Origin of the sequence: Caballeronia telluris (genome assembly GCF_001544495.1) — a bacterium.
Classification (GTDB): Bacteria; Pseudomonadota; Gammaproteobacteria; order Burkholderiales; family Burkholderiaceae; genus Caballeronia; species Caballeronia telluris.
Map to the genome: position 1 here is coordinate 146027 of NZ_FCNZ02000012.1, position 21906 is coordinate 167932.

The 21906-nt window shown below is 66.0% G+C and carries 20 protein-coding genes; 13 read left to right on the top strand and 7 right to left on the bottom strand.

Going from position 1 to position 21906, the window contains the following annotated elements:
• Positions 1-110: 110 nt before the first annotated feature.
• The 8 genes from AWB66_RS17285 to AWB66_RS17320 all read left to right on the top strand — a co-directional run bounded on the left by AWB66_RS17285 (position 111) and on the right by AWB66_RS17320 (position 13018).
• Positions 111-1532 carry an MFS transporter gene (locus tag AWB66_RS17285; RefSeq protein WP_087631400.1) on the top strand — a complete coding sequence of 474 codons (1422 nt, stop codon included), beginning with the start codon at positions 111-113 and terminating at the stop codon, positions 1530-1532.
• 227 nt (positions 1533-1759) lie between these two features.
• Positions 1760-3454, top strand: a complete 1695-nt coding sequence (locus AWB66_RS17290) for a TIR domain-containing protein (RefSeq protein WP_159462913.1) — start codon at positions 1760-1762, stop codon at positions 3452-3454.
• A complete protein-coding gene (locus AWB66_RS17295) occupies positions 3441-4295 on the top strand; it encodes a FecR domain-containing protein (protein WP_087631402.1) in 855 nt (284 codons plus the stop codon). Before AWB66_RS17290 ends, AWB66_RS17295 begins: the two co-directional genes overlap by 14 nt.
• 253 nt (positions 4296-4548) lie before the next feature.
• Complete coding sequence (locus AWB66_RS17300; RefSeq protein ID WP_087631403.1) at positions 4549-5220, top strand: glycoside hydrolase family 19 protein; 672 nt, start codon at positions 4549-4551, stop codon at positions 5218-5220.
• Between the two features lie 171 nt (positions 5221-5391).
• On the top strand, positions 5392-7044 hold the full coding sequence (locus AWB66_RS17305) for an FAD-dependent oxidoreductase (protein WP_087631404.1): 1653 nt from the start codon (positions 5392-5394) through the stop codon (positions 7042-7044).
• Between the two features lie 133 nt (positions 7045-7177).
• Positions 7178-10363, top strand: a complete 3186-nt coding sequence (locus tag AWB66_RS17310; protein WP_087631462.1) for an efflux RND transporter permease subunit — start codon at positions 7178-7180, stop codon at positions 10361-10363.
• 22 nt (positions 10364-10385) lie between these two features.
• Positions 10386-11579 (top strand): efflux RND transporter periplasmic adaptor subunit, encoded by a 1194-nt coding sequence (locus tag AWB66_RS17315; protein ID WP_087631405.1) that lies wholly within the window; start codon positions 10386-10388, stop codon positions 11577-11579.
• The gene (locus AWB66_RS17320) at positions 11576-13018 is read left to right on the top strand and encodes an efflux transporter outer membrane subunit (RefSeq protein ID WP_087631406.1); all 1443 of its coding nucleotides are present in this window, start codon (positions 11576-11578) and stop codon (positions 13016-13018) included. The genes AWB66_RS17315 and AWB66_RS17320 overlap by 4 nt, the downstream gene beginning before the upstream one ends.
• A 19-nt stretch (positions 13019-13037) precedes the next feature.
• Here the strand turns inward: AWB66_RS17320 and AWB66_RS17325 are convergent, their stop codons facing one another.
• Entirely contained in the window at positions 13038-13433 is a 396-nt protein-coding gene (locus tag AWB66_RS17325) for a hypothetical protein (protein WP_125469742.1), read from the bottom strand.
• 143 nt (positions 13434-13576) lie between these two features.
• Between AWB66_RS17325 and AWB66_RS17330 the strand changes: the two genes are divergently transcribed.
• Genes AWB66_RS17330 through AWB66_RS17345 form a run of 4 tightly spaced genes read left to right on the top strand, consistent with a single transcriptional unit; the run spans position 13577 to position 16770 of the window.
• Entirely contained in the window at positions 13577-14356 is a 780-nt protein-coding gene (locus AWB66_RS17330) for a COG4705 family protein (protein WP_087631463.1), read from the top strand.
• A gap of 19 nt (positions 14357-14375) precedes the next feature.
• Entirely contained in the window at positions 14376-14795 is a 420-nt protein-coding gene (locus AWB66_RS17335; protein ID WP_087631408.1) for a histidine kinase, read from the top strand.
• Positions 14796-14812: 17 nt separating this feature from the next.
• Positions 14813-15475, top strand: a complete 663-nt coding sequence (locus AWB66_RS17340) for a response regulator (RefSeq protein ID WP_087631409.1) — start codon at positions 14813-14815, stop codon at positions 15473-15475.
• Complete coding sequence (locus tag AWB66_RS17345; RefSeq protein WP_087631410.1) at positions 15472-16770, top strand: sensor histidine kinase; 1299 nt, start codon at positions 15472-15474, stop codon at positions 16768-16770. The genes AWB66_RS17340 and AWB66_RS17345 overlap by 4 nt, the downstream gene beginning before the upstream one ends.
• 30 nt (positions 16771-16800) lie before the next feature.
• On the opposite strand, the gene AWB66_RS17350 is transcribed toward AWB66_RS17345, so the two are convergent.
• The 5 genes from AWB66_RS17350 to AWB66_RS33700 all read right to left on the bottom strand — a co-directional run bounded on the left by AWB66_RS17350 (position 16801) and on the right by AWB66_RS33700 (position 19963).
• The gene (locus AWB66_RS17350; protein ID WP_087631411.1) at positions 16801-17082 is read right to left on the bottom strand and encodes a DUF4148 domain-containing protein; all 282 of its coding nucleotides are present in this window, start codon (positions 17080-17082) and stop codon (positions 16801-16803) included.
• A 61-nt stretch (positions 17083-17143) separates the two neighbouring features.
• Positions 17144-17539, bottom strand: a complete 396-nt coding sequence (locus AWB66_RS17355; RefSeq protein ID WP_327354719.1) for a DUF4148 domain-containing protein — start codon at positions 17537-17539, stop codon at positions 17144-17146.
• Between the two features lie 108 nt (positions 17540-17647).
• On the bottom strand, positions 17648-19051 hold the full coding sequence (locus tag AWB66_RS17360) for a heavy metal sensor histidine kinase (RefSeq protein ID WP_087631412.1): 1404 nt from the start codon (positions 19049-19051) through the stop codon (positions 17648-17650).
• Positions 19051-19728, bottom strand: a complete 678-nt coding sequence (locus AWB66_RS17365) for a heavy metal response regulator transcription factor (protein WP_087631413.1) — start codon at positions 19726-19728, stop codon at positions 19051-19053. The genes AWB66_RS17360 and AWB66_RS17365 overlap by 1 nt, the downstream gene beginning before the upstream one ends.
• Positions 19729-19804: 76 nt before the next feature.
• Positions 19805-19963: a hypothetical protein gene (locus tag AWB66_RS33700; protein WP_159462914.1), complete on the bottom strand. Its 159-nt coding sequence runs from the start codon at positions 19961-19963 to the stop codon at positions 19805-19807.
• Positions 19964-20260: 297 nt separating this feature from the next.
• Between AWB66_RS33700 and AWB66_RS17370 the strand changes: the two genes are divergently transcribed.
• The gene (locus tag AWB66_RS17370) at positions 20261-21097 is read left to right on the top strand and encodes an FTR1 family iron permease (RefSeq protein ID WP_087631414.1); all 837 of its coding nucleotides are present in this window, start codon (positions 20261-20263) and stop codon (positions 21095-21097) included.
• A gap of 15 nt (positions 21098-21112) precedes the next feature.
• On the opposite strand, the gene AWB66_RS17375 is transcribed toward AWB66_RS17370, so the two are convergent.
• Complete coding sequence (locus AWB66_RS17375) at positions 21113-21904, bottom strand: DUF2182 domain-containing protein (protein WP_087631415.1); 792 nt, start codon at positions 21902-21904, stop codon at positions 21113-21115.
• Between the last annotated feature and the right edge of the window lie 2 nt (positions 21905-21906).

The following is a 21906-nucleotide window of genomic DNA, read 5'->3' on the forward strand; positions in this document are numbered from 1 at the left end:
CCGACGCCATAGTGTGTGGAATACGCGACGGTCCCCGCGCCGAGCGAGGTGAGAGGCAATGCTGGTAGCATGCCTCCCACCCTTCGCATGTCATCGCCATCAGTCAGAGCATGAAAGATCCGACCGCCCGTTCCGCCTCGCTCGGCCCGCTTCCCTACGTCGTGGCCGCGACCTTCTTCATGGAGTACCTCGACACCACCATCATCGCGACCGCGCTGCCGCAGATGGCCCATTCGTTCGGCACGAGTCCGAACGCATTGAGCCTCGGCATGAGCGCCTACATGATCGCGCTCGCCATCTTCATTCCCGCGAGCGGCTGGGTCGCCGACCGCTTCGGCTCGCGCAGCGTGTTCTTCACCGCGATCGTGACGTTCACGCTGGCGTCGCTCCTGTGCGGCATCTCGCAGGACGTGGTGCAGTTCACGGCGGCGCGGGTCCTGCAAGGCATCGGCGGCGCGCTGATGGTGCCGGTCGGCCGCCTGACCGTGGTGCGCAGCATCGACAAGAAGCAGTTGATGCAGGCCATCTCGACGATCACCTGGCCCGGCATCGTCGCGCCTGTGGTCGGGCCGCCGATCGGCGGCTTCATCACCACTTATGCATCGTGGCGCTGGATCTTCCTGTTGAACCTGCCGGTGTGTTTCGCCGTGCTGATCGCGGTGCTCAAGTGGGTGCCGAATCTGCGTAGCGAAGAGCGCCGTCCGTTCGACGTCGGCGGGCTCGTGCTGAGCGGCCTGACGCTCACCGCGATTCTCTACGGCGCGGACCTGGCGAGCCAGCCGGACACCAATCCGTGGATCGGGCTCGCCGTCATCGTCGCGGGTCTCATGATCGGCGTGCTCGCCTACCAGCACGCGCTGCGGCGCCCGCATCCGCTCATCGACGTGACGACGCTTCGAATCCCGACGTTCTCCGTGACGGTGATCACGGGCACGTTCACGCGCATCGGCATCGGCGCCGTGCCCTATCTGATGCCGCTGCTGTTCCAGATCGGCTTCGGCTTGTCCGCGTTTCACTCGGGACTGCTGCTGCTCGCGAGCGCGCTCGGCAACCTCGGCATGAAGGCGCTGACGACCGCCATCCTGAGGCGGCACGGCTTCCGGAACGTCGTGATCATCAATTGCGCCTTCTGCGGCGTCTTCACGATTGCGTGCGGCCTGCTCACGCCCGCAGCGCCGCTCGCGCTCACGCTCTTCGTGGTGTTCGTCTACGGCGTGACCCGCTCGATGCAGTTCTCGTCGCTCGCCACGCTCGCCTATGCGGACGTGCCGCAGCCGCAGATGAGCGCTGCCAACACGATGTGGAACGCGGCGGCTCAGATGAGCATCGGGCTTGGCATCGCGTTCGGTGCGCTCGCGTTGCGCGCGGCTTCGGCCTTCCACGACAACGCCGCCACGCAGGCGCACGTCTTCACGCTCGACGACTTTCGTCTCGCCTTTCTCGGCGCGGGCGTGCTCACGCTGGTGTCGATCTACGGCTACGTGAAGCTCGCGGGCGATGCCGGGCACAAGCTCAGCAACGCATCGCGGTGACGCGCAGAGTCGTTTCCCGGACAAACCGCGAAGGGCGAGAATCCCATTGAATTATCTGCCGCATGTAGTACTGTGCGAGCTAGGGCGCGCGGCATCGGGCGCGCGAGCGTCACCGTTGGAAGTGCTAACCGCAGTGGATGACACGCAGGCCAAAGCATCGACGCGTCGCGTGTACGTGGTCCCGGTCGCGCCTGGGACGGCCTGCTTCGTCGCCTGCCGATCCGACCATGCCCAACATCTTCATCACGTACAGACGCGACGACAGCTCGGCGACCAGCGAACTACTGCACGACCGGCTGGCCGCCCTGTTTCCGCGAAACCGCGTGTTCATCGACATTCAGGACATACCCGCCGGCACGAACTGGCGGAATGTGTTGTCGGAGCGAATCCGGCAATACGACGTGGTACTGGCGGTCGTCGGCACGGCATGGCTCGCGATGCTCAACGAGCGTGCTGCACAGGGCGCGAGCGACTACGTGCGCTGGGAGGTGGCCGAAGCGCTACGCCAGAAGAAGCGCGTCGTTCCCGTGCTGGTCGACGGCACACAGCTTCCCGACGCGCACGAACTGCCCGCTGATATCGCCGAACTGGCGAACCTCCATACCATGCCCCTTCGGCGGGACACACGCGACCGCGACATCGCTGCGATCGCCGCCCAACTGGAAGGCACCGGCCTGATCGAGTCCATCAGGCTCAGCATGCAGAAGCTGCGGATCTTTCGCGCGAGCGCGGCCGTTTCGGTGCTGGTGGGTGCCACGGCGTTCTCGTTCGTCTGGGTCAATGTATTCGATCTCCTCGGCCTCGACACGCGTACCGCGAGCTTCACCATGATGATCGGAGACGTGCTCTTCGAGCCGGCGCTTTCGAAGGACCTGGTGCTCGTCGGCATCGTGCCGAACGCTTCGGAAACGCGCGGCCTCGCGCGTACGCGTCGCGCCGACTACGCACGCCTGATCGCGCTCGCAGCGCAGCAGAAGGCCAGAGCCATCGCCTTCGACATCACCACGGAAGAACCCGGCCCCGCCGACGCCGCCCTGATCGACGCAATACGCGCGGCGCGTCCGAGCGGCACGCGCGTCGTGTTCGGCTTCAAGGCACGGACGCCCGACGGTCGCGCCGTCGCGCTGCCGGGCCTCGGCGAGTCCGGCGCCTTTCTCGGACTGACGTGCATCGGCCAGAAGCTCGACAACGCGGTGTTCGGCACGGTCGCGATGCAGGCGGGCAAGAGCGTCTACGGGTCGTTCGCGCTCTATGCGGTCACCGGCGCGACCGTCATCGAGCGCATCCCTTCGTCGGACACGATCCTGCATGTGAGCAACGGCGCCGAAGATCAAAACGTGCGCTTCTCCTTGCGCGAAGTCGCCGAATGGGCCGACAAGGACTGTCCCGCGCGTCCGGCGGGGGCCGTGCTCGCGCGCATCATCTTTCCGCTGTCGCATCGCGAACGTCTGCGCGATCCGGCGAGGCGGTTCAACGCCGATGCCGTGCTCGCCCTCGGTGCGCCCGCGCCCGCGTGGCAGGGCAAGGTGATCGTCGTCGGTGCCGAGCATCCGCTGGACCTCCTGCAGACGCGGCTCGACGTGGCGGGGCCGGAGCGCTACGGCTTCGAGTTCCAGGCCGGCGCGGTCAATGCCCTCCTGACCGGGGCGATCGTCACGCCGCTCGGATACCTTCAGCAATGGCTTCTCGTGCTCGTGATGGTGGCTGCCGCAATCGCCTATCGCATCTGGCGCGTGGGCAAGTCGCGATGGCTCGACGTCGTCGTCCTGCCTGCGGCCTGTTTCGTCTTTCTCGCGATCGCCGTGCTGCTTTACGCCAGACTTGGCTTGCTCGTCGACAGCCTTTACCACCTCGCCGCCTTTGGCGTGACATGGTGGATGCTGCTGGCACTCGAAAAGAGGTGGTCTCATGGCAGGCGCTGAACGTCGTCCCGATATGCTTGTGGCGCTTGTGCGGTTCGCGCTGTGCGCGGCGCTCCTTGCGGGTTGCGCGGATGCATCGTTCGGCGTCGGTCCGCTCTTCGTGGGCGCGGGGGCGTCGCAAAAGGGCACGCTGCTGTATTCCGACCCCGGCGTAAGCGTCGAGCGCCCGGAGAAGGGCGTGATTCGCGATCCGTCCGGCATGCAACTGCTTCCCGGCGATATCGTCGATACGGCGGGCGGCCAGGCCGTCATCGAATACGACGACGGCAGCACGGTCACGCTCAACCGGCAGACGCGCGTTCAGTTAGGGTCGATCAAGCTGCTCGTCGGCGAACTGTTCGCCAGGATCAAGCGCATTGCGAAGCAAGGCGGCGGCCAAGTGGTCACGAAGGAACTGTCGGCGTCGGTGGAAGGCACGGAGTTCGACGTGCGCCGCAGCGACGGCTATCCGGCGACGGCGCCCGGCAACGTGGCGGTCTTCGTGCGTGAAGGGCGTGTGCTGTGCACGCCGGGAAGCGGCGCAAGCTGGCCGCCGATTCTTTTGACCGAGAACCTCTCGCTTACCGTCGCCGGAAATCGCGGGCCGTCCGCGCCGCAGCGCGTAGAAGCGGGCGCCCTCTCGCGCTGGGCCGACGAAGCCGAATCGCGGCTTCGCAAGCCGCGAGCTTCGCCGGTGACGTGGGGCGTCGCGCCCGGTGTCGAACCGATGGGCGGTCCGCGTTATCCGGGCGGTCCTCAGTCCAGCGAGCGCTCGACGACCGGCACCGGCACGGACCCACGCGCCGGGAATCGCGCGGTTCCATACAATCCGCCGACGACCCCATCGACGCCCATCCGTTAGCGGACGACACGCTCGCTTCGACAATGTTATGCGGCGCTCATAAGACGGCATCCTAAGCAGTGCATGCGCGGGAATACGTGCTAAAACGCTATTCACGTCGCGCTGATCCAATACAGCGATCGCGCGCCGTCTCGATCCCCGCCTGCTAATAAAGCTTCCCCTTCAAACATTCCCGGCGGCATTTCATTTCGGGTACGGCCCGTCCAGCGTGCAACGACGCCCACTCCCGACGAAACACCATGTGGAGAACAGCATGGACCAGTCAACGTTCATGGCGGCAACCGGCGCGTCCCAGACGAGCGCGGCATTCTGGCTCGCGCCGATTTCGTCGGCGATGGAGCGATACCAGATCAATACCCCCGCGCGGCAGGCGGCGTTTCTGGCGCAAATCGCTTACGAAAGCGGAGGCTTTCCGCTGCCGCCCGTCGCCGAGAAGTTCAACTACGCGGCCTCCCGTCTGGATGCCGTTTTCTCTTCGCTGACGCAGACGCAATGCAACGCGCTCGGCCGACAGACCGGCGAGACGTGCGTGCCGCCCGATCGTCAGCAGCAGATCGCGAATCTCGTCTATCAGAACAAGTGCGGCAACGGTCCCGCTGCGAGCGGCGACGGCTGGCGCTATCGTGGCTTGGGTCTGATCCAGCTCACCTTCAAGGGCAATTTCGACGCGGCGGGCAAGGCGATCGGCGTCGATCTGGCTGCCAACCCGGACAGCGTGCGCAACGATGCCGGCGTCGCCGCGCTCGTCGCCGCATGGTTCTGGCAATCGCACGGCTGCAACGAACTCGCCGATCAGGGCAGCTTCCACGCCATCACGGCGAAGATCAATCCGGCGCACGAAGGCGAGCAAGGACGCGACAACGCGTTCGAATTGGCAAGCAACGCGCTCGGCGCGGCGGTGTCCGGGGGCAACGCGATGGCGTGACGGTGCGCTTTATGGCGATGGCGATGGCGATGCAAGATCGAATGCGCCATCGCCGACGCAGCCCATTTCCGTAAGACCAATATCTTCCATCGCAGGTCCTATACTTCGCGTGGACACGCATTCCATCGCGGCCGCCCCTCGACCCCTCGCTTGCCTGCTCTAGACGACGCCATGCTGACCCTTGACGACATTCGGGCAATTCCGCTGTTCTCCACGCTTTCCGACGCCGAACTCGACCATCTCGCGAACACCTCGGCGGACCTCCATCTGTCTCCCGGTGAATTCGCCGTGCACGAAGGCGGCGAGCGAGCGCTCTATGCGGTGCTCTCGGGCAAGATGGAGGTCGTCAAGCTGTTCGACGGCGTCGAGCGCACGCTCGGCTGGCGTCTGCCCGGCACGGTCTTCGGTGAAGTGCCGCTCGCGTTGAGTTCGCCGTTTCCGGGCGCGTACCGGGCCGCGCAGGCGTCGCGCGTGATGCGCGTCGATGCACCGCGCTACTACGCGCTGGCGGCGGCATCGCCGGAGGTCGCGGTGAAGATGGGCGCGCTGGCGCGCGAGCGCATCGGCGGATTGCAGGGCATCGCCGCCGAGCCGCCCAAGCCGCGCGTGACGATGGTCGGCAGCCGGTGGGATACGGCGTGTGCGGGCTTGCGCAAGTTTCTCGCAAGCAACCAGATCAGCTTTGACTGGATGACGCCGGACGCGCCCGAAATGGCGACGCGCTGGCACGCCCCTTGTCCCGCAGAGGAAGACTGTCCCGTGCTGCGCCTCGCCGACGGCACGCTCCTCAACCGCCCCGCGACGCGCGAGCTGGCCGAACTGCTCGGTCTGCAAACGAAACCGCGCCTTGCCGAATACGACACGATGATCATCGGCGGCGGTCCCGCTGGCCTTGCCGCGGCGGTCTACGGCGCGTCCGAGGGCCTGCGCACCATCGTGGTCGAGCGCGAGGCGCCGGGCGGACAGGCCGGCACCTCGTCGCGCATCGAGAACTACCTTGGGTTTCCGAGCGGCGTCTCCGGCGACGAACTCGCGAGCCGGGCCTTGCAGCAGGCGAAGCGCCTTGGCGCGGAGATTCTGGTGACGCGCGCGGTGGAGCGCATCGATGTCGAGTCGCGCTGCGTCCATCTCGACGGCGGCGACGTCGTTCGCGTGCGCACGCTGATCCTCGCGACGGGCGTCACGTGGCGGCGCCTCGCGATCGAAGGCTTCGACCGCTTCATCGGCAAGGGCATCTACTACGGCGCGGCGCGCAGCGAAGCCGGCGCGACGCACGGACTCGACGTGCATCTGATCGGCGGCGGCAATTCGGCCGGCCAGGCGGCGTTGTTCTTCGCGGGCCACGCGCGCGTGGTGACGCTCGTCGTGCGCGGCGACGCGCTCGAAAAGAGCATGTCCCGCTACCTGGTGGAGCAGCTTGCCGGCAAATCGAATGTCGTGGTGAAACTGCGCTCGGAAGTCGTCGGCGCGTATGGCGACACGCATCTCACCGCCATCGACATACTCGACGGCGCCACGGCGACCATCAGCCGTCACGATTGCGGCGGCCTGTTCGTCTTCATCGGCGCCGACGCGCAAACCGCATGGCTGCCGCCCGACATCGCGTGCGACAAGCGCGGCTATGTCCTGACTGGCGACGACGTCATCAAGGCCGGGCGCTGGCCGCACAGCCGCGATCCGTATCTGCTCGAATCGAGCGTGCCCGGCGTGTTCGCCTGCGGGGACGTGAGGCTGAGTCCGGTGAAGCGCGTGGCGTCGGCCGTTGGCGAGGGCAGCATGGCGATCGCCTTCGCGCACAAGTATCTTCAACTCGACGGTCGATAGCGGCGGCTTCGGGACGGTGCCGGCCACATTACAGACTTGTCATCCGCGCGTCAGAAACGGGTAACGCGCGCTCCCGCACACTGGGCTTTTGCATTCGACAGCGCTTCAGGCGCATCAACGCCCGGGAATTCTTGTGTGGATCGTCCGACTGGCCCTTCGCCGGCCCTATACCTTCGTTGTCCTCGCGCTCCTGCTGTTCCTGATCGGCCCGCTTGCGATCATGCGAACGCCGACGGACATCTTTCCGAACATCGACATTCCGGTGGTGAGCATCGTCTGGTCCTACAACGGCTTCTCCGCCGAGGACATGGCGCAGCGCATCACCTCGAACTATGAGCGCGCGCTCACGTCGGATGTCGAGAACATCGAGCACATCGAATCGCAGTCGCTGAACGGCGTCTCGGTCATCAAGATCTTCTTTCACCCGGGCGCCGATATCAACCGCGCGGTCGCCGAGGCCACGTCGAATTCGGCGTCGATCCTGCGCATCCTGCCGCCCGGCACGCTGCCGCCGAACATCATCACCTACAACGCGTCGACGGTGCCGATCCTGCAACTCGGGCTGTCGAGCAACACGCTGCCGGAGCAGACCCTGTACGACCTCGGCAACAGCTTCGTGCGCACGCAGCTCGCGACCGTGCAGGGCGCGGCGGTTCCGTTGCCGTTCGGCGGCAAGATTCGGCAGATCATGGTGGACATCGACCCGCGCAAGCTGCAGGCCAAGGACCTCTCGCCGAGCGACGTGGTGAACGCCGTCAACGCGCAGAACCTGATCCTGCCCGGCGGCACGGCGAAGATCGGCACGCGCGAATACAACGTGCAACTGAACGGCAGCACTGATAGCGTCGCGGCGCTCAACAACCTGCCGGTCAAGGCGATCAATGGCGGTGTCGTGTATCTGCGCGACGTGGCGCAAGTGCGCGACGGCTACGCGCCGCAGACCAACATCGTGCGCAGCGACGGCAAGCGTGCGGCGCTCCTGACCGTCGAGAAGACCGGCAGCACGTCCACGCTCACGATCATCCAGCAGATCAAGGCGATGCTGCCAACGATCTCCGCGGGCCTGCCGAGCGCGCTCAAGATCACGCCGCTCGCCGACCAGTCGGTGTTCGTCAAGTCGTCGATCATGGGCGTCGTGCGCGAGGCGCTGATCGCCGCGTGCCTCACGGCGATGATGATCCTGCTCTTTCTCGGCAGCTGGCGCGCGACGCTGATCATCGCGGTGACGATCCCGCTGTCCGTCATCACGTCGCTGATCGCGCTGTCGGCGCTCGGCGAGACGATCAACATCATGACGCTCGGCGGCCTCGCGCTCGCGGTCGGCATTCTCGTGGACGACGCGACCGTCGCCATCGAGAACATCACGCATCATCTGGAGAACGGTGCCTCGCTTCCGGACGCGATCCTGAACGGATCGGGCGAGATCGCGGTGCCGACCTTCGTCTCCACGCTCTCGATCTGCATCGTATTCGCGCCGATGTTCCTGCTCTCGGGCGTGGCACGCTATCTGTTCGTGCCGCTCGCCGAAGCGGTGGTCTTCGCGATGTGCGCCTCGTATTTCTTCTCGCGCACGCTGATTCCGACACTCGCGATGTATCTGCTCAAGGCCGGCGGCAAGCGCGAGCCGCATGGACGCTTCGCGTTCCTGGCGCGCTGGCAGGCTGCGTTCGAACAGCGTTTCGAGGCCCTTCGCGCACGCTACAAGAACACGCTCGCTCGCGGCATCGACCATCCGCGCAAGGTGATCGCAGCGTTCGCGATCTTCTGCCTCGGGTCGATGACGCTCGTGCCGTTCACCGGCCGCGATTTCTTTCCGAGCGTCGACACGGGCGAAATCCGTCTGCACATGCGCGCGCCGACCGGCATGCGCATCGAAGAGACGGCGCGCCTCGCCGACGAGGTCGAAGCGAAGATCCGCACCGTGATTCCGAAGTCCGAAGAAGCCGCATTGCTCGACAACATCGGCGTGCCGGTGAGCGGCATCAACCTCACGTACTCGTCGTCGGCGCCGATCGGCAGCGAAGACGCGGACATCATGATCTCCCTCACGCCCCGTCACGCGCCGACCGCCGCGTATGTGGCGACGTTGCGCAGCGTGCTCGGCGCGTCGTTTCCCGGCACGACGTTCTCGTTCCTGCCCGCCGACATCGTGAGCCAGATTCTCAACTTCGGCCAGCCCGCGCCCATCGACATACAGATCGTCGGGCGGAATCTCGCGCAAAACCGGGTGGCCGCCAATGCGCTGCTGACGAAGCTTCGCCACGTGCGCGGGCTCGTCGATGCGCGGATTCAGCAGCCGGGCAATGCGCCCGCCATCGATCTCAACGTCGATCGCACGAAGGCGATGCAGGCGGGCCTCACGCAAAAGCAGGTGGCGCAGGACCTCTTGATCGCGCTCTCCGGAAGCTCGCAGACGACGCCCAACTTCTGGCTCGATCCGAAGAACGGCGTGAGCTATCCGCTGATGACCGAAGTGCCGCAAACCGATATCCATTCGCTTCAGACACTCGCCAACCTGCCCCTCACCGTCGGCGCGGCCCAGGGCTCGCAGCAAAGCATTCTCGGCTCGCTCGGCACGATGACGCGCGCATCGCAGCAGGCGGTGGTGTCGCACTACAACGTGCAGCCGGTGCTCGATATCTATGCGTCCGTGCAAGGCCGTGACCTCGGTAGCGTCGCGTCCGATGTCGCGAAGCTCATCAAGGAAACAGAACCGTCGCTTGCGCCCGGATCGTCGATCGTGATGCGCGGCCAGGTGCAATCGATGACGCAATCGTTCAGCGGACTCGCCCTCGGACTCGCATTCGCGATCGTGCTCGTCTATCTGCTGATGGTGGTGAACTTCCAGTCGTGGCTCGACCCGCTCATCATCGTGAGCGGCTTGCCGGCATCGATTGCCGGTATCGCGTGGATGCTGTTCGCGACCGGCACGACGCTCTCCGTGCCCGCGCTCACCGGCACCATTCTTTGCATCGGCATTGCAACGGCCAATAGCATTCTCGTCGTCAATGCGGCCCGCGAGATGCTGCAAGGCGGCGCCGAGCCGCTTCGCGCCGCGCTCGAAGCGGGCTTCAGCCGCTTCCGGCCCGTCCTCATGACGGCTCTCGCGATGCTGATCGGCATGCTGCCGATGGCGCTCGGTCTCGGGGACGGCGGCGAACAGAACGCGCCGCTCGGGCGGGCGGTCATCGGCGGACTGATGCTCGGTACCGTCGCGACGCTGCTCTTCGTGCCGGTCGTGTTCGGCATGGTGCATGCGTGGCTCGCCCGGCGCCGCTCGACCCGCTCTCCCGTTCCGAGCCCCGCCGCCGGCCAGTGACATTCCACTCAGTCCATCGACCATGAACCAGCAAGACGACCAACAACCATCCCGCGCGATGCCTTCGACCCGCAAGACGCGTCGCGTGCTTGCCCCGGTGCTGCTCGCAGGCGTCGTGGCCGCGCTGCTCGCCGCGGGCATCCTGCCGCGGTTGCATGCGCAGACCGCGCTCACCGCGCAGACGGCATCGCTCAGCATGCAGACCGTCTCGGTCATCGTACCGCGCACGGCGCCTTCGACGCAGGAGCTGTTGCTGCCCGGCGCGGTGACCGCCTTCGCCGATGCCGCGATCTACGCCCGCACGAGCGGCTATATCGAGCACTGGTACGCGGATATCGGCGCGCACGTGAAGAAGGGCGACGTGCTGGCGACCATCCAGACCCCCGAGCTCGACGCCCAACTTCTGCAAGCGCGCGCCGACGAAGCCACGGCGCAAGCCAACTTCGATTACGCGAAAGTCACGGCGCAACGCTGGCAGGACATGCTGAAAACGCAATCCGTCTCGCAGCAGGACGCGGACACCAAATCCGGCGACATGCAGGCCAAGCGCGCGATGTTGCAGTCTGCGCAGGCGAACGTGCGCAGGCTCGCGGAACTCGTGTCGTACGAGAAGCTCACCGCGCCCTTCGACGGCGTGGTGACCGCGCGCAATGTCGATGTGGGCGCGCTCGTGACGGCGGGCGGCGCGCCGGGGCTGGCGGCATCGGGCGGCGAGCTTTTCCATGTTGCCCAGCGCGACACGTTGCGCGTGTTCGTCGACGTCCCGCAAAACGACGCGCCTTTCTCGGCGAACACGCGGGCCTATCTCACGGTGCAGCCGTATCCCGGCCGCCGTTTCGCTGCGAACGTCGCGCGCAATGCGGGCGCGATGGACCCGGCGAGCCGCACGTTGCGCGTGGAAGTCGACGTCGCGAACGGCGATGGCGCGCTGCTGCCGGGCGCGTATGCGCAAGTGCATCTCGCGCTTCAGAACAGCAGGCCCGCGCTCGACTTGCCTGTGAGCGCGCTGCTCTTCCGGCCGGACGGCGTGACGGTGGCGACCGTCGATTCCGCGAGCAGGACGCAACTGAAAACAGTCGGTATCGGCCGCGACTTCGGCACGCATGTCGAAGTGACGAGCGGCCTCGATGCAAGCGACCGCGTGATCGACAACCCCGGCGACGCGACCACGAGCGGCGAGACCGTACGCGTCTCGAAGATGGCGAGCGCGTCATGAAAAGCAATCCGATGTTGCTTCGCGTGCTCGTTGCGGGCGTCGGTTGCGCCGTGCTCGGTGCCTGTTCCACCTTGCCGCCTTATTCGCGACCGGACGTCGCGGTGCCGGCCCATTACGCCGCCGCGCCGGGCTGGTCCGACGCCGCTCCCGCCGACCAGACGCCGCGCGGCCCGTGGTGGACCGTCTTCAACGATCCCGAGCTCGACCGGCTGGAAGCACGCGTCGATGTCTCCAACCAGACGCTGAAGAAAGCGGTATCGCAGTTGCAACAGGCCCGCGCACTGGCGGATTATCAGCAAGCAGGCTTCTGGCCGAGCGTGACGGCCGGTGTCGCGCAAAGCCGCGCGCGTACCTCGCAGAACGTGCTGGGCCATTCGCTCGCGGGCAAGACCGTGCCCGATTACTCGGCGGGACTGTCGGCGTCGTGGGAACCGGACCTGTTCGGCCGTATCGGCGACGCCGCCACGAACGCGCAGGCGAATGCCGAAGCCAGCGCGGCCGATGTCGAAGCGGTGCGCCTGTCGGTCACGAGCGAACTCGCCACCGATTACTTCAACCTGCGCTCGCTCGATACGCAAAAGAATCTGCTCGACGACTCCGTGTCTGCCTACGCTGCGGCGCTGCGTCTCCTGAACCAGCAACTCGCGAACGGCGCGATCGATGCATCCGCGGTCGCGCAGGCGCAAGCGCAACTCGAAAGCACCCGCACCCAGGCAACCGACACCGGCGCGCAGCGCGCCCAGCTTCAGCACGCGATCGCGGTGCTGGTGGGCGAACCGGCATCGACGTTCACCGTTGCCGCCCGCGAGCAGGCCCTGTCGGTGCCCGAGGTGCCGCCCGGTGTGCCCTCCCGGTTGCTCGAACGCAGGCCGGATATCGCCGCCGCGGAGCGGCGCGTGTTCGCATCGAATGCGCAGATCGGCGAGGCGCGCGCCGCCTATTTTCCGAATCTCGTGCTGAGTGCGAGCGTGGGGCTCGAAAGCACGTTCTTCGCGCCCTGGCTGAGCGCCCCGAGTCTCTTCTGGTCGCTCGGCCCGCAACTCGCCGCCACGATCTTCGACGGCGGCCAGCGCAATGACACGCTCAAGCGTGCGCGCGCGCAATACGACGGGTCGGTCGCCGATTACCGGCAGACCGTCCTCACCTCGTTTCAGCAAGTGGAGGACGACCTGACCTCGCTGAACGCACTCGCCGACGAAGCGCAGAGCCAGCGTCGCGCATCCGATGCGGCGGCGCTCTCGCTGCGGCTGACGACCAACCGCTATCAGGCGGGCGCGGTGAGCTATCTGGACGTGGTGACCGCGCAGACCATCGCACTCACCAACGAGCGCACGGCCGAACAGATCGACGCGCGGCGGGTGATCGCGTGCGTGCAACTGCTCGTGGCGCTGGGAGGAGGATGGCAGGACACGGCGAGCGCCTTGGCAAGCGCGAAATGAACCGGACCGCCGCGTCGCTTCAAGGGCCTTTGGATGCCAGACGAATGCGCGCGGCGCAGCGTTCGAATGCCGTGGCGAGCTCGTTCAGCGTGGCGCTGTCGGCGCCTGACAGAAGAAGACAGTCGTCCACGAGTGCGGACAAGGATGCGAGCTGCTGATCGACGGCATACCGGCTGCCGTCCGGCCGCGTGTTCCACAACAGATGCGACGCCGGCGGATTCGGCTGAGGCAGATACACGGCGACGCACGCGGGTTCCGCGCCCATGGGCGGCAACAGTTCCATTTCGACGGACTCGAGCAGGCCGCCGTTCGCGTTCGCAATGATCGTCATAAAGGCCGCGTGCGGGTCGCAATGCAATCGCTCATTTTCCGCCAGCAAACTTAGCAGATCCTTAGCTCGGGTCAACGCGCGCATTAAGGGGCTACTAAGCGGCTACTAGACGGCTACTAAGCGACTACTAAGTCACGCTGCCCAAAGTTGCTTCCGACACGACGCGCAGGCCATGCCATCCCGTCCCGGGAAGCGGCTGCGCGCACGCCCTTTCGCGAGGCATGTTCATGGCTAAGAACCGAAGCGCCTATCTGACCCGAGCCATCAACAAGGTGCCGGAGGTGACGCTCGCCTTCTGGATCATCAAGATCATGTCGACAACGGTCGGCGAAACCGGCGCGGACTATCTTGCCGTGAACGTCGGCCTCGGGGCGATCGTCACCGATGCGATCACGGCCGCGCTGCTCATCGTCGCGCTCCTTGCGCAACTGCGCTCGCGCCGCTTCGTGCCGTGGATTTACTGGCTCACGGTCGTGCTGGTGAGCGTGGTAGGCACGCAGATCACCGACGCGCTCACCGACGGCGCCGGCGTCAGCCTCTACGCGAGCACGGCCTGCTTCGGCGTGATGCTCGCGGCAATTTTCTGGTTCTGGTATCGCGCGGAAGGCACGCTGTCGATTCGCGCGATCGATTCCCGCCCTCGCGAACTCTTCTACTGGGGGGCCATCCTCTGCACGTTCGCGCTCGGCACCGCTGCCGGCGACCTCGCGACCGAAGCGCTCGGCCTTGGCTTCTCGCTCGGCGTGGTGATCTTCAGCGCACTGATCGCGCTCACGGCGTTCGCCGCGTACCTCGGACTGAACCGCGTGACGGCCTTCTGGATCGCCTACGTCCTGACCCGTCCGTTGGGCGCGTCGCTCGGCGACCTGCTCTCGCAGTCGCGCACGTATGGCGGCGTCGGCCTCGGGACGATCTACACCAGTGCCATTTTTCTGACGATTATCGTTGCGCTCGTGGCTTACGTGAGCATCGCGAAGCCGAAAGCGGACGAATCGTCGCTTGCCTGACCTCACTAGGGAGAAGAAGATGAAAACGCCACGTCTTGTCACCGTCGCACTGAGCATCGTGTTGGGCGCAGCCACCTTCGGCACCGCATTCACGCCTGACGGATTCGCACTGATCGGCTCGATTCAGGCCGCGACCGCATCGAAGCTCGGCGACCTCGCGCCGTTCAGGGCGATCGTCGTGGATACGGCCGCGCGGGTCGACAAGGGCGACCTCGCTGGCGCGAAGACGCGCATCAAGGATCTGGAGACATCGTGGGACGAAGCGGAGCCGTCGCTCAAGCCGCGCGCGGCGCCGGACTGGCATACGGTCGACAAGGCGATCGACCGTGCGCTCGATGCGCTGCGGGCCAAGGCGCCCGATCAGGCGAACTGCAAGCAGGCGTTAGCGGATTTGCTCGCGACTATGGATCGCATCGGCGCCTGTCACGGCACATGTTGAGCTAATCGGGGCACGGGATGCGAGTGTTGCTGGTAGAAGATGACCGCATGATCGGCGAGGCGGTGCAGGATGCGCTGCGAGACGACAGCTACGCAGCCGACTGGGTGCGCGACGGCAAGCTCGCGCTCAGGAGCTTGGAGACGCACGTCTACGACGCGATACTGCTCGATCTCGGCCTGCCGGGCAAGGACGGACTCGACGTGCTGCGCGCCGTGCGCCAGGCGGGAAGTCTCGTGCCGGTACTGATCATCACCGCGCGCGACTGCATCGACGACCGCATTCTCGGCCTCGATGCGGGCGCCGACGACTATCTGCTCAAACCGTTCCACATGTCGGAGTTGAAAGCCCGCATGCGCGCGGTGATCCGGCGGCGCGGCGGGCAGGCCGCGCCGGTCATGAGCAACGGCCTCATCACGCTCGATCCCGCGACCCGCGAAGCCAGTTCCGGGCCGCACTTCTCGCGCCTGTCGAGCCGCGAGTTCGCGCTGCTGCAGGCGCTCCTGATCCGCCCCGGCGCGATCCTGTCGCGCGCCGAACTGGAAGCGCGCATCTATGGCTGGAACGAGGAAGTCGAGAGCAACGCAGTGGAATTCCTGATCCATTCGTTGCGCAAGAAGCTGGGCACCGCGGCCATCAAGAATGTGCGCGGTGTCGGCTGGATGGTGTCGAAAGCGCCATGACGCAATCGCTTCAGTTCAGGTTGTCGGCGTGGCTGTCGGCGCTCGTGGTGGCGATCGCGGTCGTCGCGGGCGTGATTGCGTTCAAGACGGCCTTTCACGAAGCGAACGAACTGCAGGACGATCAGCTCGAACAAATCGCCCTGCTCATCACGCCGCAGAGCCTCGGCGTGATGGAGCACGAGGCGCTCGCCAACGTCGCGAATCCGGCGGACCTCGAAGCGAAGCTCGTGATCCAGACGACGCTCGAGCACAGGCCGCTCGCGCTCGCCGCCAATCTGCCCGACGGCTTGCAGAACGCGAGCGTGCAAGGCGTGCCGTGGCGGATCGTCGTAAAGACGCTCGCGAGCGGGACGCGCGTCGTGGTCGGCCAGCAGACGGCCGGACGCGACGAGATCGCGCGCAACAGCGCGCTTGCCACCGTCATGCCGTTCGGAACGCTCGCGCTCGTGCTGCTCGTCGTGTTGCATCTCGTGGTGCGCCGCATGTTCAGGCCGCTCGCCTTGCTCGCCACGAGTCTGGACAACCGGCCCGAACACGACCTCTCCGCACTCGCCGGCGATGCGCTCCCGAGCGAGATCGCGCCATTCGTCGTGGCGATCAACCGGCTGCTCGGGCGCGTCGAGACATCGGTGGCCGCGCAGCGCCGCTTCGTTGCCGATGCCGCGCATGAACTACGCTCGCCGCTGACTGCGCTCTCGCTGCAGGCCGAGCGGCTCGATGCCAGCGACATGCCGGACGCGGCGCGCAAGCGGCTCACGTCGATGCGCTGCGGTATCGATCGCACCCGCGTGCTGCTCAACCAGCTTCTGACGCTCGCTCGCCTGCAGGACAAGCCGCGCGCGTCGTCCGCTGCCGAATTACGCGTGCACGCCGTCTTTCGCCATGTCCTCGAAGACCTGATGCCGCTCGCCGAGGAACGGCGCGTCGATATCGGCGTGTCGGGCGACGAAGACGTGCTCGTGCACGCGCCCGAAGCGGACCTCACGATACTGGTGAGGAACCTCGTCGACAACGCAATTCGCTATACGCCGGAAGGGGGATCGGTCGATCTCTCGACCGGCATCGCCGACGGACGGCCGTGGATTTGCGTGACGGATACGGGTCCCGGCATCGCGCCCGAGGAGCGAGCGCGCGTGTTCGATCCGTTCTATCGCGTGCTTGGAAGCGATGTGGATGGCTCGGGGCTGGGCTTGTCGATCGTCGGGAGCATCGCTGCGCGCATCGGCGCGCAGATCGAGTTGTCCGACGGCGAGCCCAGCGGGCTCGTCGCGACGGTGACGCTCGCGCGCGTGTGATCGCGCCGAGGCGTACGCATCACACTCGTTTCAGTTCGACGCATACGCTTCGGTCGCGCCGGCATCGCCCGTGGATTGCGCGAACGAGCCCATCTTCCCTTCATGCCGCGCTTCGAAGATCGCACGGTTGCGGGCAATCGCGCGCTGGCCCGGCGGATAGTCGACAGAGGATGAAGGCGCGAAACCCTTCGCCTCGGCCTGCACGAGTTGCTGCCTGACCTCCGCGCGGGTCAGTCCGCCGGCGTGCGCCGACGCTTGCGTCGCGACGGCAACCGTGATCGATGCAAGCAGAAACAATGCGGTCTTCTTCATGATGATTTCCCTTTTCGACAGTTGAACGAGTGCGCCCGGCGGGCGCGACTCGATTCATGACTCATTGCGCGGCCGCGTGACCTGCGCCTGAAACGCCATTCGAGGCGGCCCCGTCCTGCGCACCGCCGTAAGCGACCGAAGGAGCATGCATCGCCGCGACCTTGGCTTCTGCAACTTGAAGCGCGTTCGGATAGTCCGCGTCGTGCGTGCTCGGCCGATAACCGGCCGCTTCCAGTTGCACGAGATCCGCGCGTACTTGCGCGCGCGTCACGGGGCCGCCCGTCGTCTGGGCAAAAGACGCCAGCGGTGCCAGCATCGCGGTCGCCAGGACCGCGCACAGGATTTTCTTCATGATGATCAACCTCCAGGAATCAATGACAAAGGTCTCATCCGAACCGATGGAACCGGATGAAGCCTGCTTGGACGCCGCTCTTTGAATGATTGGCGTTGAAGTCATTGTGGTGCCCGGAGACCGACACGATACTGACGCGGACGTTACAAGTTTGATAACTTGCACGATAAGTTTCGTCGCGCGCGAAGACGCGATGACGGCGTCGGCCTGCTTCTATTGCGGAGGGAAGGACAGCACGAAACGCGTGTTGCGCGCATCGCTTTCGGCGTGCACGCGGCCGTCATGCAACTCCATGATGCTCCGGACGATCGCCAGCCCGAGACCCGACGAACCGCTCGCAGGACCGCCGGCGCGCGACGGATCGCCACGGTAGAAGCGGTCGAAGATGCGTTCGAGCAAGAGAGGATCGATAGGCGCGCCCTCGTTCTCGACGGTCACCCGCACCCCGGCGGCATCCGCGCAGGCGACGAGCCTGATCGCGCCTTCGCGCGGCGTATGACGCACCGCATTGGCAAGCAGATTGCTCACCGCGCGCCTGAAAAGCTCGACGTCGGCCCGGAGATGACCGGACCCGCTCACGGTCAGATGCACGCCCGCCTCTTCCGCGAGTCCTTCGAAGTATTCGGCGATGCGGTGCAGTTCCCCGGCCACCTCGAACTCGCGCATATGCCGCGAGAACTGCGGATGCTCCGCGCGCGCGAGGAACAACACGTTTTCGATCATCCGCGAGAGACGGTCGCACTCTTCGAGATTCGACGCGAGAAGTGCCTGATATTCGTCGACCGAACGGGGCCGTGCGAGCGCGACTTCCGTCGCACCGCGCATGTTGGCAAGCGGCGTGCGCATGTCGTGAGCGAGATCGGCGGTGAACTGCGAAAGACGCTGGAAACTGCGCTCCAGCCCCGCGAGCATGCCGTTGATCGACACGATGAGCGGCTCCAGTTCGCTCGGCACGCCTTCCACCGCGATGCGCGTGTCGAGCTTGTCGACCGTCACGCCCGCCGCATTCTCGGCCATCTCGCGCAGCGGGCTGAGCGCGCGGCGCACGAGAAAATAACCGATGGCGAACGTCAGCAGAACGCCCGCGACACCGGCCAGATGCAGCCGGTCACGATAGCGGTCGAGCAGCAGCCAGCGGTCGCGCATGTTGCGCACGATCGCGATGGTCGCGACCGTTCCGTCGCCGAGCTTGGCATCGACGGCCAGAATGCGCAGCGGATCGCCGTCCGGTGCCGTGGCCGCAAAGATGGCGTTGTCGGTGATCCGCGCGGCCGCAGGGACGCGTGCGGAAGCGGGCGTCAGCCCCTCGGCGGCGCCGCCGAGATTGTGCTGCAGCAGGAGTTTGCCCGACGCATCCGCGATGCCGATGGAGAGCGCCTCGTTGCCGAGCACCTGGCTCTCCAGCCGCTCGTTGAATCGGCGGATGTCCGCGAAATTCTGCAATTCCTCCGCGAGACGCCGCGTGTGCCGTGCGGCCAGCACGATGTCGAGATCGTCCTGCACGCGCACCTGCCGCTCCAGCGCGAAGTACACGAAGCTGCCGACCATAGCGAATACGGCGAGCGTGGTGGCGGCGAAGGCGAAGGCGAGCGTCGTGGTGAGCGAACGCGCGCGCATCAGTCGGTCTCTTGGGTATTGATCACGTAGCCGACACCGCGCACGGTCTGGATCAGCTTGACGTCGAAGTCGTCGTCGATCTTCGCGCGCAGGCGGCGGATCGCCACTTCCACCACGTTGGTGTCGCTGTCGAAGTTCATGTCCCAGACGTAGGACGCGATCTGCGTGCGGCTCAGCACTTCGCCGTGCCGCCGCGCGAGCAGTTGCAGCAACGCGAATTCGCGCGGCGTGAGCTCGATGCGCCTGCCCGCGCGACGCACCTTGCGACGCGTCACGTCGATCTCCAGATCGCCGAGCGAGATGAGGTCGCTTTCACGCAACGGACCGCGACGCGCAAGCGTCCTCACGCGTGCCAGCAATTCGACGAACGCAAACGGCTTCACGAGATAGTCGTCTGCGCCGAGTTCGAGTCCGCGCACGCGATCGGCGACGTCGTCGCGGGCAGTGAGGAAGATGACCGGCGTGGCCTTCGTCTGACGCAGATTGCGCACGACCGTCCAGCCATCCATGGTCGGGAGCATTACGTCGAGCACGATGACGTCGTAGTTCTCTTCCTGCGCGAGGATCAGCCCTTCGGCGCCATCGCCCACGACGTCGACCAGATAGCCGGCTTCTTCAAGTCCCTTCTTGATGTATGCGCCTGCCTTTTGCTCGTCTTCGACTATCAGAATGCGCATCCGGCGACCTCATCGTGGGCAATTGACCATGCCTGCGATCTTACGCCGCGCCCACCAGCGCGCGATTACAAAAGCGTTATCTACGAGGGCCGCCGTGGAAGTCGCTCAGATCGGCGTAGCGGCCATGACGGCCCGCGCGGCTCAATACATCGCGGGAGAACAGGTCGGAGATCGCGCATGTGCCGAGCGCGCCCGCCGACAGAAGCAGGACCGATTGCATCATCAAGTCGAACATGGAATTTTCTCTCTCAGGTTTGGCGTCAATGAATGCGCGCCCTCCACGCGCTCGCCCCGTTCAAACGTCCGTCTTGTCGTTGTTTGCCCTCAGACCGCACTCTCCGGCTCGCAACTTAGTCGTCAATTAGGGCGCGTCCGGCGACCGAAATACCTTGAGCATAATGCGACTCAATCGTATTCTGACGCACTCAGACGCATGAGTCTGCCGACGTCGAAGGTCTGCTTGCAGGAGGCCCTGTCCGTCGCGGACGTCGCGTCATCCCATTCGATCACCCGTCTTTCCAGGAGTTTCGGCATGTTGTCGACCGCCATCATCGCGTTTCGTGAAGTGCTCGAAGCCGCGCTCGTCATCTCCATCGTGATGGCCGCCACCAAAGGCGTTCCGCGACGCGGTTTCTGGGTGTCGTGCGGTCTCGCTGCGGGGATCGTCGGCGCGGCGCTCGTCGCCGTTTTCGCCGATGTCATCGGCTCGTTCGCGGCAGGCATGGGCCAGGAGGTGTTCAACGCGGCCATCATGTTCCTCGCGGTCGCGATGCTCACCTGGCACAGCGTCTGGATGAGCAAGCACGGTCGCGAGATGGCGCAGCAGTTGAGCGCAGTCGGCAAGGCGGTCGCGAGCGGCACGAAGCCCCTGACGGGGCTCGCCATCGTCGTGGCGGTCGCGGTGCTGCGCGAGGGCTCAGAAACGGTGCTGTTCCTGTACGGCATCGCCGCGGGCGATCCGGGACAGACCTCGCAGATGGCCGTGGGCGGCGCCATCGGCGTTCTCGGCGGCATCGGGCTCGGCGCCTGCATGTACTTCGGCCTGCTGCAAATTCCGGTCAGGCGACTTTTCAGCGTGACGAACTGGCTCATCATGCTGCTCGCGGCGGGGATGGCAAGCCAGTGCGCGGGCTATCTGCTGTCCGCCGGGCTGGTGCCGGCGCTCGGCGAACAAACCTGGGACACCTCGTGGCTGCTCGACGAAACCAGCATCGTCGGGAAGATGCTGCATACGCTCGTCGGCTATACGGCGCGACCGGCGGGCATCCAGCTCATCGTGTACGTGGCGACGCTGGCGGGCACGATCGCGCTGAATCGCTGGGTCTGGCAGGCCGGCACGCGCTCGACGCAACCGAAACAGCCCGCATGAGCGACGCGGCCTGTGTCATCCGGACACGGCGGCCCGCACGATCAGCCAGAGCCCCAGGCCGACCGCCATCGCACCGATGCCTCGCGCAACGCTCTGGCCGGCCGGCGCGATGCGTTCGGCCGTCACGGCGGCCGTCACGACGGCCATCGCGCTTAAGTCCATGACGCCGCTGACGAGGAAGATGGCCGTCAAACCGGCGGAGCAACCGATGCAGTGAAAGCCGAGGTGCAGTCCGTATCGCCATGCCGTCCCGGCGCGGGCCGGCAATACCTGCCCGCGTGCGGGTGCTTCCCGGCAGCAGGCAAGATGACGCGCCTTCCACGCGCTGAACTGCAGCCCGCCCGCGATCACGACGACCACCCCCATCGCAACCGGCGCGGCACGCGCCAGCGCGGGAAACCGCAATTGGACCGCCGCCAGCGCGGCGCCCAGCGCGAAGACCGCCACGCCAGCCGCACTCCACACGATGAAATACCCGACGCCCACCGTAGCGGTCAACCAGCCGAGACGCGTCGCGCCGCTCGCAGCGACGGCCTCGCGATAGCGCCGCAGCATCGGCATCAGCGACGGCAGCATCATCGCGACCATCATGACGGCCCACATGCCGATGAACGAAGCCGCGACGACGAACCACGACTGGCCGCACATCGGTGTCCATGCCATCGACATCGTCCAGCCGCCGGGCATCGGCATCTCGCCCATCGCCGACATCGAGGCGCACCAGACGACCGTCGTCGCAACGCTCGCGGCGAAAAGCAACGCCGACACGCCGATGAAACCCCGCTCGGAAACCGTCCGTCCTGACATCG